Consider the following 12,779-nt stretch of genomic DNA (forward strand, 5'->3'; position numbering starts at 1 on the left):
TCGTGGCGACCCCGCCGAGCGTTACAGCACGCCGCGCTTCATCTGGTCGCGCTCGATCGACTCGAACAGCGCCTGGAAGTTGCCTTCGCCGAAGCCCTCGTTGCCCTTGCGCTGGATGATCTCGAAGAAGATCGGGCCGATCGCGTTCTGCGTGAAGATCTGCAGCAGCTTGCGCTGCTTGGTCTCCGGGTCGGCGTCGATGAGGATCTTGTTCTTCGCCAGGCGTGGCACGTCCTCGCCGTGGTTGGGGATGCGGATGTCGATGACGTCGAAATACGTGGTCGGCGTGTCGAGGAATTCGACGCCGGCCGCGCGCATGCGCTCGACCGTCGAATAGATGTCGTCGGTGAAGCAGGCGATGTGCTGGATGCCTTCGCCGTGATAGGCGTCGAGGTATTCGTTGATCTGCGACTTCGGATCGCTCGATTCGTTCAGCGGGATGCGCACGATGCCGTCCGGCGCGGTCATCGCCTTCGACACGAGGCCGGTCTTCACGCCCTTGATGTCGAAGTAGCGGATCTCGCGGAAGTTGAACAGGCGCTCGTAGTAGTCCGACCACTTCTGCATGTTGCCGAAGTAGAGGTTGTGCGTGAGGTGGTCGATGAAGGTGAGACCGAACCCGACCGGGTCCTGCGCGACGCCTTCGATCGCGACGAAGTCGCTGGCGTAGGCGTCGCCCGTGCGCGGCACGAGGTAGAGCATGCAGTCGCCGATGCCCTTGACCACGGGCACGTCGATCGCGCGCGACGCCGCCTTGTGCGCGATGCGTTCGCCGCCGTTGGCGATCACCGCCTGTTCGATCTCGGCGACCGGCTTGGTGAAGCGGATCGCGAAGCCGCACGCGCACGGCCCGTGTTGCGCGGCGAAGTCGGCGGCGAACGAGTCGGGATCCTCGTTGACGAGGAAGTTGACGCCGTTCTGCCGATACACGGTGATCGCGCGCGAACGGTGCTTCAGCACCGCGCTGAAACCCATGCGCTTGAACAGCGAGTGCAGCTCGTCGGCGCGACCGGCCGGTGCGGCGAACTCGACGAACTCGAAGCCGTCGATACCCATCGGGTTGTCGAACGTCGTGACCTGCATGCCGAGGTTGGGTTGGGCGTTCATCGCGGTCTCCGGTACCAGAAGCGTGCTACGATAGTTTCATCTGAAACTTAATTCAAGCGGCACCGCCACATGGTCGATCACGCTCCGCTCGAGCTCGAGCGCTTCCTGCCGTACCGCCTGTCGATCCTGTCGAACCGGGTCAGCCAGGCGATCGCGCGCGAGTATCAGGACCGCTTCGACCTTTCGATGACGGAATGGCGCGTGATGGCCGTGCTCGCGCGCTACGACGGCCACGGCCTGTCGGCGAGTGAAGTCGCCGCGCGCACGGAGATGGACAAGGTCGCGGTCAGCCGCGCGTTGACCCGGCTGGTCGCGGCCAAGCGCGTGTCGCGGCGCGCGCACGACGGCGACAAGCGGCGCTCGGTGCTGCGCCTGAGCGCAGCGGGCTGGAAGGTGCACGACGCGGTCGCGCCGCTCGCGCGCACGCACGAACGCACGATGCTCGCCCAGCTGAGCGCCGACGAGCAGCGCGCGCTGCTGGCGATCCTCGACAAGCTCGCGCCGGTCTGAACGACCGGCGCGCGGATGGCGACGCGAGCGGCGTCGCCGCGAAACGGTGGCGCCTCAGCGCACGCCGTGCATGAGTTTCTGGATCAGCGGCGCGATCAGGAACAACACGACGCCGGCGCCGGCGAGCGCCCAGAAGCCGAGCGTGTAGCCGCTCAGCGCGGAGCCCGTGGTCATGCCGGTCTCACCGCTGACCCACGCGGCGAAAACGCCGGACATGTTGTTGCCGTTGGCGATCGAGAGGAACCAGCCGCCCATCGCGAAGCCGACGTAGCGCGGCGGTGCGAGCTTGGTCACCATCGACAGGCCGACCGGCGACAGGCAGAGTTCGCCGACCGACTGGATCACGTAGACCATGAACAGGGTCCAGAACGGGATCTTGCTGTGCGCGTCGACGAGGTAGGTCAACGCGTACATGAGCAGCAGGAACGCGAGGCCGTTGCCGACGAGGCCGAGGCCGAACTTGCGCGGGATCGACGGCTCGACGTTGCGCTTGCCCATCCAGATCCAGATGGCGGCGATGATCGGCGCGAGGCCGATGATCGCGAGCGAATTGACCGACTGGAACCAGGCGACCGGGAATTCCCAGCTGCCGAACATGCGGTCGACGATGTTCTGCGCGAGGAAGTTGAATGAACTGCCGGCCTGCTCGAAGAACATCCAGAACAGCGCGTTGAACACGAAGATGATCAGCATCGCGACGACCTTGTCGCGCGCGACCGCACCCTCGCGGATGCCTTCGACGAGCAGCATGACGGCAAGGCCGATGAACAGCACGCCGAGGATCACGATCAGCGCGGTCGCGCCGAGCTTGGAGAGCAGGAAGTAGACCAGCGGCACGCCGATCGCCGCGCAGCCGAGCACGATGCCGATGCCGCGCGCCTGCGGCACCTCGGCCGGCGGGCGGCCGATGCCGTGAAGCTGGCGCCGGCCGAACCAGAACCAGAGGAAACTGAGGATCATGCCGACGCCGGAGGCGAGGAACACGACCTTGTAGTTCTGCTGCAGCGGCGTGTCGGTGATGACGCTCGCGAGCCAGCCGGTCACCAGCGGCGAGAGGAATCCGCCGAGGTTGATGCCCATGTAGAAGATCGTGAAACCGGCGTCGCGGCGGCGGTCTTCCTGGCTGTAGAGCTGGCCGACCATGGTCGAGATGTTCGGCTTGAACAGACCGTTGCCGACGATCACGAGCGCGAGGCCGAACAGGAAGATCTCCTGGTTCGGGATCATGATCACGAACAGGCCCGAGGCCATGATCACCGCGCCGATGAGAATCGAGCGCTGGTAGCCGATCAGCTGGTCGGCGACGTAGCCGCCGAACAGTGAGGCCGCGTAGATCAGCGCGAGATAGGCGCCGTAGACGTCGTTCGCGGGCGCCTCGCCCGTGCCGGAACCGCCGTAGAACTGCGCGACGATGTACAGCGTCAGAGCCCAGCGCATGCCGTAGAAGGCGAAGCGCTCCCAGTATTCGGTCATGAACAGCATCCACAGCGGCGCCGGATGGCCGAGGCGCTGCGGGAAGCTCGGGGGCGCGGCGGGCGCGCCGGGGCTGGCGGTGGACATGGATTCCCCTCGAAGTGACGTATCGCGAACGTGTAACCGCTGGCGCCCGCCGCGTCAAACCGCAGCGCAGCGGGATTCGCCGGAGCGAGCGTGCTAGCAGCCGGCCGGCGGCATCGCGGCGTCCACGGGCCCGGCCCGACGCTCGCGCGGCCGCGCGGCGTGCCTCAGGGAGTGCCGATCTCGGTGCGCACGTCGACGAGTTCGGGGAAGAACGTGAGGTCGAGCGCCTTCTTGAGGAAGGCGACGCCGGACGACCCGCCCGTGCCACGGCGGAAGCCGATGATGCGTTCGACCGTCTTCATGTGGCGGAAGCGCCACAGCTGGAAGCTTTCCTCGATGTCGACGAGCTGCTCGCAGAGGTGGTACTCGGGCCAGAAGTCGCGCGCTCGCTCGTAGATGCGCTTGAACACCGGCACGAGTTCCGGCGTGCGCTCGTGCGGCCGGCTGAAATCGCGCTCGAGGCACGCCGCCGGCACCGCGTGGCCACGCCGCGCGAGGAAGCGCAGCACTTCGTCGTACAGGCTCGGCTCGACCAGCGCGCGGCGCAGTTCGGACTGGGCCGCCGGATCGTGGTCGAACACCTTGAGCATGCCTGCGTTCTTGTTGCCGAGCAGGAACTCGATCGTGCGGTACTGCTGCGACTGGAAGCCGGAGGCCGGCCCGAGCACGTGGCGGAACTCGAGGTACTCCGACGGCGTCAGCGTCTCCAGCACGCCCCACTGCGCGAACAGCTGCTGCTGCACCTGCTTCACGCGCGCGAGCACCTTCAGCGTGGTGTCGACGTCGTCCGCGCGCAGGCGCGCGATCGCCGCGCGCAGCTCGTGGATCATCAGCTTCATCCACAGCTCGGCGACCTGGTGCTGCACGATGAACAGCATCTCGTCGTGGTGCGGCGGGTCGCTGAGCGGCCTCTGCGCCGACAGCAGCACCGGCAGCTGCAGGTAGCCGCCGTACGTCGTGCGGTCGCGCAGGTCGAGTTCGATACCCTGCTCGAGCGGGCGCAGGTTGTGCGGTTCGTTCATCGCGACGTCATGAGCGTGAGAGCTGGCCAGTGTAACCCGGCGTCGACGATGTTGCGCCGGGCCTTGCGGTCGCGCCGGCCTGTTGCTTACTGTTCCGCTCCCATCGCCGCGGCCGCGCGCCGGCCCATCCGGCACCGTATTCCGAGCGCACGTGCGCCGTGCGACACCGCAACGGAGGCTGTCTTGTCCATCGCCGCCACCTTCGAGATCGAATTCCTGCAATACCTCGACGCCGACGGCAAGCTCGTCCGCGACGACCTGCCCGCGATCGCGCGCGACATTCGCCAGCTGGTCGACCTGTACAAGCAGATGCTGTTCGTGCGCGTGTTCGACGGCAAGGCGGTCGCGCTGCAGCGTACCGGCAAGCTCGGCACCTACGCGTCCTGCCTCGGCCACGAGGCCGCGCACGTGGCGATCGGCAGCGCGATGCAGGAAGACGACGTGTTCGCGCCGATGTACCGCGAGTACGGCGCGCAGTTCCATCGCGGCGTGAAGCCGCGCGAGGTGCTGCTGTACTGGGGCGGCGACGAACGCGGCAGCAATTTCTCCGGTCCCGCGCACGACTTCGCCTGGTGCGTCCCGATCGCCACGCAGTGCCTGCACGCGGCCGGTTCGGCGCTCGCGTTCAAGGTGCGCAAGGAACCACGCGTCGCGGTCACCGTGGTCGGCGACGGCGGCTCGTCGAAGGGCGACTTCTACGGCGCGATCAACGTCGCCGGCGCGATGCAGCTGCCGCTCGTCGCGGTCATCGTCAACAACCAGTGGGCGATCTCGGTGCCGCGCACGATGCAGACCGGCGCGAAGACGCTCGCGCAGAAGGGCATTGCCGCCGGCCTCGAATGCCTGCAGGTCGACGGCAACGACCTCGTCGCGATGCGCGCGGCGATGGACCACGCGATCAAGCGCGCGCGGCACGGCCACGGCGGCATGGTGATCGAGGCGGTCACCTATCGTCTGTCCGACCACACGACCGCGGACGACGCGCGCCGCTACCGCCCCGACGACGAAGTGAAGGCGGCGTGGCAGCGCGAGCCGCTCAAGCGCATGAAGGCTTACCTCATGTCGCTCAACGCGTGGACCGAGAAGGAAGACGAGGACTGGAAGGCCGAGTGCGCGGCCAAGGTCGACATCGAGGTCAACGCGTACCTGGAGACCAAGTCGCAGCCGACCGCGGCGATGTTCGACTACACCTGGGCCGAGCTGCCGTCCGATCTCGCCGCGCAGCGCGAGGCGGTCCTGCGCGAGGACACGCGCCATGCGTGAAGGCGGGTGCGCCGCGGCGATCGCTCTGGCGCTCGCGTTGGGCGGTTGCGCGGGCCGCTCCGACGTCCGTTCCGCCCAATGCAGCGGCATCCCCGGCGAACTCGTCAACCCGAACGCCACCGCCTCGCCGGCGGCAACCCACGGACCGGGCGTCAGCGCGCCTGCGCCATTGCGGATCGCGGCCACTGGAGGAACACCGTTCCGGCATGCGCGCGTCCTTTCGTCGTTGCCGATGCTCTACGCGTACGACGATGCAGGTCGCTACGCGATGGACCTCGCGCACGTCGACGAGGCGATCCGCGAGCCGCTCCTCGAGCAGGCCGCCCAGCATGCGTTCTGGGGCGAGGTCTCGGACGGCAGCTACTATTCGATCCCCTGGTTCAGCACCTGCGACCAGCAGGAGCTGCTCGGTGGTGACTTCGTGTTCCGCGCACCGCCGCACGGCGTCCTGCTCGTGCAATACCGCCTGCACGACTGCGCCGCATGCGACCGCATCGACGCGGCCATCGAACGCGCCATCGTGGCGCATCCGGACGTCGCGTATCGCTGGATCCAGTTCGACCTCGGCAGCGCGCAGGCGACCTCCGCCTGGTGCTTCGACGATTTCAGTTTCAGCCTGCGCGAAAACTGGCAGGACACCCCGGTAACGGAAGGCTATACATGCCACAGATAACCCTCATCGAAGCCGTCACCCAGGCGCTCGCCCACGAGATGAAGAACGACCCGAGCGTGGTCGTGCTCGGCGAGGACGTCGGCGTCAACGGCGGCGTGTTCCGCGCGACGGTCGGCCTGCAGGAGAAGTTCGGCGCCGAGCGCGTGATCGACACGCCGCTCGACGAACTGACCATCGCCGGCCTCACCGTCGGCCTCGCCGCGCAGGGCATGAAACCGGTCGCCGAAGCGCAGTTCGAGGGCTTCATCTACCCGATGATGGAGCACATCGCCTGCCACGCGGCGCGCCTGCGCACGCGCACGCGCGGACGCATGAGCTGCCCGGCGGTGTTCCGCGCGCCGTGGGGTGGCGGCATCCGCGCGCCCGAGCACCATTCGGAAGCGAACGAACACCTGTTCACCAATATCCCCGGCCTGCGCGTGGTGCTGCCGTCGTCGCCGGGCCGCGCCTACGGCCTGCTGCTCGCTGCTATCCGCGATCCGGACCCGGTGATCTTCCTCGAACCCAAGCGCATCTACCGCCAGTACAAGGAAGAGGTCACCGACGACGGCGAGGCACTGCCGCTCGACGTCTGCTTCGTCCTGCGCGACGGCAGCGACGTCACCCTCGTGACCTGGGGCGCACAGGTGAAGGAGACGCTCGAAGCCGCCGACGCGCTCGCTGGCGAAGGCATCAGCGCCGAAGTCATCGACGTCGCCACGCTCAAGCCGCTCGACTTCGACACGATCCACGAATCGGTGAGGAAGACCGGCCGTTGCGTGATCGTGCACGAGGCCCCGCGCACCGCGGGCTTCGGCGCCGAGATCGCCGCGCGCCTCGCCGAGCACGCGATGTACGACCTCGTCGCGCCGGTCGAACGCGTGACCGGTTACGACACGCACATCCCGCTGTACCGCCTCGAGATGAAGTACCTGCCGAGCGTCGAGCGCATCGTCGCTGCGGTGAAGCGCACGCTCGCCGCGAGCTGAAACGAACCGGAGCTCTCCGATGACCACGATCGCGAACGTCCTCGTCGGCCTCGTCGCCGTGCTGCACTTGTACTTCCTCGTGCTCGAGATGTTCCTCTGGACCACGCCGACCGGCCGGCGCGTGTTCGCGACGACGGCCGAGTTCGCCCAGGCGTCGAAGACGCTCGCGGCGAACCAGGGGCTCTACAACGGCTTCCTCGCCGCCGGCCTCGTCTGGGGCCTCGCCGAAGGCGCGGAGGGCTTCCACGTCAAGCAGTTCTTCCTTTCCTGCGTGATCGTCGCGGGCCTGTACGGCGCGTGGACGGTCAGCCGCAAGATCCTCTACGTGCAGGCGTTGCCGGCGATCGCCGCGCTCGTGCTGCTGCATTTCCACTGATGGCGCCGCGCGCGTCGCGCAAGGACGGATTCCCCATGGCCGACATCAAAACCTTCTACCTCCCCGACCTCGGCGAAGGCCTGCCGGACGCGACGATCGTCGAATGGCTCGTGAAGGTCGGCGGCACGGTGCGGCTCGACGAACCGATGGTGTCGATGGAAACCGCGAAGGCGGTGGTCGAGGTGCCCTCGCCGTTCTCGGGCAAGCTCGTCAAGGTGCACGGCGACAGCGGCGACGTGATCGCGACCGGCGCCGCGCTCGCCGAATTCGAACTCGACCCGAAGATGCCGCAACGCGCGGAAGCCGAGTCGACCGGACACCATCACGGGCCGCCGAAGGCGGCCGCAGCCGCGCCCGCGAAGGGCGCCGGCGCCGAGGCGCCGGACCACCAGGGCGTGGTCGCGTCCGACGAGGGCGGCGAGATCGCGAGCGGCGGCAAGGCGCCGCGCGCCGACGAAGGCACCGTGGTCGGCGCGATGCAGTCGAGTGATCGCGTGCACGCCGAACAGGCGACGAGCGTCGGCGGCGTGAAGGCCGTGCCCGCGGTGCGCGCGCTCGCGAAGAAGCTCGGCGTCGACCTCGCGCGCGTGTCGCCGAGCGGCGCCGGCGGCGTGGTCACGCTGCAGGACGTGAAGTCCGCGGCCGCGGCGGGCACTGCGAGGATCGGCGCCGCGCCGGCTGCCGCAGCCGCACCCACGCGCGCCGCGTCAGGCGCGTCGCCCGCTCCCGTCGCAACCGCGGCAGCGCAACGCACGACGCTGTCCGCCGCCGGCAAGCCGATGCGCACGACGCCGCCGACGGTCGCCGCGACCGGCCAGCCCGAACAGCTCAAGGGCGTGCGCCGCAACATGGCGCGCGTGATGGCGGCCGCACACGCCGCGGTCGTGCCGACCACGCTCAGCGACGACGCCGACATCCACGCCTGGCTGCCCGGCAACGACATCACCGGGCGCCTCGTGCGCGCGATCGTGCGCGCGGCGAAGGCGGTGCCCGCGCTCAACGCATGGTTCGACGGCGACAACCTCGCGCGCACCCTGCATCCGCACGTCGACATCGGCATCGCGGTCGACACCGACGACGGCCTGTTCGTGCCGGCGCTGCGCAACGCCGACATGCTCGATGCGGCCGGCGTGCGAGCGGCGGTGAACCGCCTGCGCGCGCAGGTGGAAGATCGCAGCATTCCGCCGTCGGAACTGTCCGGCTACACGATTTCGCTGTCGAACTTCGGCGTGTTCGCCGGCCGCTACGCGACGCCGGTGGTGGTGCCGCCGTGCGTCGCGATCGTCGCCGCCGGCAAGGGCCGCCACCAGATGACGCCGGTCATGGGCGGCTTCGAATCGCATCGCGTGATCCCGCTGTCGCTCACCTTCGACCACCGCGCCGCGACCGGCGGCGAGGCGGCGCGGTTCCTCAAGGCGATGCTCGACGACCTCGCGCTCGCGCATTGACCGCATGAACGCGAACACGACGCGCGTGGCGGTCGAGCAGGCCTATCCGGGCCTGGTCGCGGCCGCGGAAGCGGCGATGTCCCGCGCACACGCACCGCACTCGCAGTTCCGCGTCGGCGCGGCGCTGCTGTTCGACGACGGTCGCGGTGATCGTTTCGTGCCCGGCTGCAACGTCGAATCGGACGTCTATGGCCTCACCATCTGCGCCGAACGCAATGCCGTGTTCGCAGCGGTCGCGCAGGGACGCGGCCATCCGCTCGCGATCGCGGTGATCGCCGACACGGACGAACCGGTCGCGCCGTGCGGCGCCTGCCGCCAATGGCTGCACGAATGCGACGTCGAACGGCGCCTGCGCGTGTTCCTGCTGACGCGTCGCAGCGACGCCGTGCGCGAATGCGGCACCGACGAGCTGCTGCCGGAAGCATTCGCGCTCGACGCGCAGGCGCGCGCCGCGCGCAATCCCTGGCGTTGACGCCCGCCCCTGCTCGGCCACGAGCCCTGGAGTCCTCCCATGCACCACAGCCGCCTCAGCAATATCGTGATCGACTGCGAAGTCGACGATCTCGCGGCCGCGGCCGAGTTCTGGAGCCGCGCGCTCGGCAAGCCGATCGCCAGCGCCGACCAGGACGGCGACGGCAAGTACGCCGAGCTCGCGACCGCCGCGGACGAGCCGCTGATCCTGCTGCAGAAGGTCGACCACCCCTCGCGCGTCCACCTCGACATCGAAACCGACGACCTCGAGGCCGAGGCGACCCGGCTTGAGGCCCTCGGCGCCCGCCGGATCGCGTTCCGCGAGCGCTGGTGGGTCATGGAGGCTCCGACCGGGCACCGTTTCTGCGTCGTCCAGCGCCAGCGCGAGGCGTTCGGGACCCGCCTCAACGCATGGGCATAACGATGTGACACCGGTCATTCAGCGCGCATACTGCAATCGCAACCTGCGCCATGTATGATGCGCGCCCTTGTTTTATCCATGCATCCGTATAGAGGGATATTTGCCGCGATGAGCAACTACCTGTTCACTTCCGAATCGGTCTCCGAAGGCCATCCGGACAAGGTCGCCGACCAGATCTCCGACGCCGTCCTCGACGCGATCCTCGCGCAGGATCAGCGCGCGCGCGTCGCCTGCGAGACGATGGTCAAGACCGGCGTCGCGATCGTCGCCGGCGAGATCACGACCAGCGCGTGGATCGACCTCGAAGCGCTCACGCGCAAGGTCATCCTCGACATCGGCTACGACTCGAGCGACGTCGGCTTCGACGGCGCCACCTGCGGCGTGCTGAACCTCATCGGCAAGCAGTCGCCCGACATCAACCAGGGCGTCGACCGCAAGAACCCGGAAGACCAGGGCGCGGGCGACCAGGGCCTGATGTTCGGCTACGCGACCAACGAGACCGACAGCTTCATGCCGGCCGCGATCCATCTCTCGCACCGCCTCGTCGAACAGCAGGCGAAGGTGCGCAAGAAGAAGAATTCGCCGCTGCCGTGGCTGCGCCCGGACGCGAAGTCGCAGGTCACGCTGCGCTACGAGAACGGCAAGGCCGTCGCGATCGACGCCGTCGTGCTGTCGACGCAGCACGACCCGTCGGTCAAGCAGAAGGACCTCGTCGAAGCGGTGCGCACGCACATCATCGACCCGGTGCTGCCGAAGAAGTGGATCCACAAGGGCACCAAGTTCCACATCAATCCGACCGGCAAGTTCGTCATCGGCGGTCCGGTGGGCGACTGCGGTCTGACCGGCCGCAAGATCATCGTCGACACCTACGGCGGCTGGGCGCGCCATGGTGGCGGCGCGTTCTCGGGCAAGGATCCGTCGAAGGTCGACCGCTCGGCCGCGTACGCGGCGCGCTACGTCGCCAAGAACATCGTCGCGGCCGGTATCGCCGACCGCTGCGAGGTGCAGGTTTCGTACGCGATCGGCGTCGCCCACCCGACCTCGATCTCGGTGACGACGTTCGGCACCGGCAGGATTCCGGACGAGAAGATCGAGAAGCTCATCCGCAACCACTTCGACCTGCGTCCGTACGGGATCATCAAGATGCTCGACCTCGTGCATCCGATGTACCAGGCGACCGCGAGCTACGGCCACTTCGGCCGCACGCCGTACGAGGTCAAGCACGCGAACGGCACCAAGTTCACCGCGTTCTCGTGGGAAAAGACCGACAAGGCGGCCGAGCTGCGCAAGGCTGCGGGCATCAAGTGAGCCGCCGGCCTTTCCCCGCGGGGAAAGGCATGGACGGGCACGAGCGACGGGCCGCGCGAGCGGCCCGTGGTTTTTTTGAGCGCCGATACGCCGTGCTGCCACACGGTCGCGGCGCCGCCGATGCCGAGAATCCCGACGGGCGAAGGAGTCGGACGCCGCGATGATCCCTGCGTGACCGGTTTCACGTACGTGCAGTCATCCCCCTGCGGAGCGACCTGCATGCGCGTCCTCGTTCTCCTCCTCGCGACCCTGTCCGCCCTCGTCGCGGCGACCCCCGCGGTCGCCGCCGACGGCGACCTCGAACCCAACTACGGCACCGACGCCGAGTTCCCCGGCTTCGGCTTCTACGCCAACCCGAACGGCAGCCCGACGTTCACGCTGGACACCGCCGATGCGCTGCTGCCGCGACCGGACGGCAAGATGTGGCTGGTCGGCCGCATGCGCGGCCCCTCCAGCGTCTACCGCATCAGCCTGTACCGGATCGGCGCGAACGGCTATCCGGACACCGATTTCGGCGATCTCGGCCTGCGCAGTGTCGTCGGCCCGTGCGACGACTTCCACATCGGCGACGCCGCCCTCGACAGCCAGGGTCGCATCCTCGTCGCGACGCAGAATTGCACCGACTTCAAGGTCTACCGCTTCCTCGACAACGGCGACCTCGACTTCAGCTTCGGCGGCACCGGCGTCGTGAGCATCGCGTTCGACCTCGGCGCAAGCAACGAGGATCATGCGCAGAAGATCGTCGTCACCGAGGACGACGGCTTCGTCGTCGCCGGTGTCGCCGACGCCGTCGGCGGCGATCATCTCGCGCTGGCGCGCTACACCGCCGCCGGCGAGCCCGTGGCGGAGTTCGGCACGGGCGGCAAGCTCGACATCGGCTTCGAATGGCAGGTGTCGCCGGTCAGCGGCCTCGGCGGGCTGCACCGCATGGACGACGGCCGCATCGTCGCCACCGGGCAGATCAGCGAGAGCGACCAGGCCGTTTCCGACAAGAAGCAGTTCGTCGTGCGCCTGCTCGCCCAGGGTGCGTTCGATCCGTCGTTCGGCAACGTGTCGCCGGGCATCTCCAAGGTGAACCTGAAGGCGCCGCTCGGCCTCGCGCGGTCGCCGTGGGTCAGCCGCTCGCTGCTCGAACGCGACGGCTCGGTGATCCAGGTCGGCTCGCTGCTTTCCAACGACCCGATCTCGAGCAACGACATCTTCCTGTTGCGCTGGCGCGCCGACGGCCAGCTCGACACCAGCATCGGCGCGCACGGCGTGCGCTCGTACGCGCTCGACTTCGCCGGCGCCAATCCGCCGCAGCCCAGTTCGAATTCGGACATGGCCGACGCGATCGTGCGCCAGGGCGACGGCAAGTACGTGATCCTCGCCACCGGATACGCGGGCGATTTCTACGCGACGACCGTGATGCGACTGCGCCGCGACTTCAGCCTCGACCCCGCCTTCGGCGACGGCGGAGCCGTGCAGCACCTGGCCATGGTGGCGACCAACGGCGACCACGGCACGCTGGCCGGTAGCGCACTCGTGCTGCCCGGTCGCATCATCGCGGCCGGCACGTCGTTCACCGGCATCAACGGGCGCATCCAGACGACGTTCGCGATGAGCAACGACCTGTTGTTCGCCGACGGCTTCGAATGAACCGCGGCGGCCGG

Annotated in this window: 13 protein-coding genes; 10 read left to right on the forward strand and 3 right to left on the reverse strand. The window is 68.4% G+C overall.

All coding sequences use genetic code 11. The features are described from left to right. Nucleotides 1–21: 21 nt before the first annotated feature. The gene (gene hppD, locus FHW12_RS13600; RefSeq protein ID WP_182531570.1) at nt 22–1,107 is read right to left on the reverse strand and encodes a 4-hydroxyphenylpyruvate dioxygenase; all 1,086 of its coding nucleotides are present in this window, start codon (nt 1,105–1,107) and stop codon (nt 22–24) included. Between the two features lie 69 nt (nt 1,108–1,176). Between hppD and FHW12_RS13605 the strand changes: the two genes are divergently transcribed. Continuing rightward, a complete protein-coding gene (locus FHW12_RS13605) occupies nt 1,177–1,617 on the forward strand; it encodes a MarR family winged helix-turn-helix transcriptional regulator (RefSeq protein WP_182531571.1) in 441 nt (146 codons plus the stop codon). Between the two features lie 54 nt (nt 1,618–1,671). On the opposite strand, the gene FHW12_RS13610 is transcribed toward FHW12_RS13605, so the two are convergent. Continuing rightward, complete coding sequence (locus tag FHW12_RS13610) at nt 1,672–3,177, reverse strand: peptide MFS transporter (protein ID WP_182531572.1); 1,506 nt, start codon at nt 3,175–3,177, stop codon at nt 1,672–1,674. A 164-nt stretch (nt 3,178–3,341) separates the two neighbouring features. Beyond that, nucleotides 3,342–4,199 (reverse strand): tryptophan 2,3-dioxygenase, encoded by an 858-nt coding sequence (locus FHW12_RS13615; protein ID WP_182531573.1) that lies wholly within the window; start codon nt 4,197–4,199, stop codon nt 3,342–3,344. Nucleotides 4,200–4,382: 183 nt separating this feature from the next. On the opposite strand from FHW12_RS13615, the gene pdhA reads away from it, so the two are divergent. From pdhA to FHW12_RS13660, 9 genes are all read left to right on the forward strand, one after another. Next, the gene (gene pdhA / locus FHW12_RS13620; RefSeq protein WP_182531574.1) at nt 4,383–5,462 is read left to right on the forward strand and encodes a pyruvate dehydrogenase (acetyl-transferring) E1 component subunit alpha; all 1,080 of its coding nucleotides are present in this window, start codon (nt 4,383–4,385) and stop codon (nt 5,460–5,462) included. Beyond that, nucleotides 5,455–6,135, forward strand: a complete 681-nt coding sequence (locus FHW12_RS13625; RefSeq protein WP_182531575.1) for a hypothetical protein — start codon at nt 5,455–5,457, stop codon at nt 6,133–6,135. The genes pdhA and FHW12_RS13625 overlap by 8 nt, the downstream gene beginning before the upstream one ends. Beyond that, nucleotides 6,123–7,103 carry an alpha-ketoacid dehydrogenase subunit beta gene (locus FHW12_RS13630; protein ID WP_182531576.1) on the forward strand — a complete coding sequence of 327 codons (981 nt, stop codon included), beginning with the start codon at nt 6,123–6,125 and terminating at the stop codon, nt 7,101–7,103. The genes FHW12_RS13625 and FHW12_RS13630 overlap by 13 nt, the downstream gene beginning before the upstream one ends. Nucleotides 7,104–7,122: 19 nt before the next feature. Continuing rightward, on the forward strand, nt 7,123–7,479 hold the full coding sequence (locus FHW12_RS13635; protein WP_182531577.1) for a DUF1304 domain-containing protein: 357 nt from the start codon (nt 7,123–7,125) through the stop codon (nt 7,477–7,479). Between the two features lie 35 nt (nt 7,480–7,514). Then, complete coding sequence (locus FHW12_RS13640) at nt 7,515–8,927, forward strand: dihydrolipoamide acetyltransferase family protein (protein WP_182531578.1); 1,413 nt, start codon at nt 7,515–7,517, stop codon at nt 8,925–8,927. Nucleotides 8,928–8,931: 4 nt separating this feature from the next. Next, nucleotides 8,932–9,399, forward strand: coding sequence for a cytidine deaminase (locus FHW12_RS13645; RefSeq protein WP_182531579.1), 468 nt, complete (start codon nt 8,932–8,934; stop codon nt 9,397–9,399). A 39-nt stretch (nt 9,400–9,438) separates the two neighbouring features. Further along, on the forward strand, nt 9,439–9,819 hold the full coding sequence (locus FHW12_RS13650) for a VOC family protein (RefSeq protein ID WP_182531580.1): 381 nt from the start codon (nt 9,439–9,441) through the stop codon (nt 9,817–9,819). Nucleotides 9,820–9,927: 108 nt separating this feature from the next. Next, a complete protein-coding gene (gene metK / locus FHW12_RS13655; protein ID WP_182531581.1) occupies nt 9,928–11,127 on the forward strand; it encodes a methionine adenosyltransferase in 1,200 nt (399 codons plus the stop codon). 219 nt (nt 11,128–11,346) lie between these two features. Then, nucleotides 11,347–12,765, forward strand: a complete 1,419-nt coding sequence (locus tag FHW12_RS13660; RefSeq protein ID WP_182531582.1) for a hypothetical protein — start codon at nt 11,347–11,349, stop codon at nt 12,763–12,765. Nucleotides 12,766–12,779 lie beyond the last annotated feature (14 nt).

This window comes from Dokdonella fugitiva, from assembly GCF_014138265.1.
Classification (GTDB): Bacteria; Pseudomonadota; Gammaproteobacteria; order Xanthomonadales; family Rhodanobacteraceae; genus Dokdonella_A; species Dokdonella_A fugitiva_A.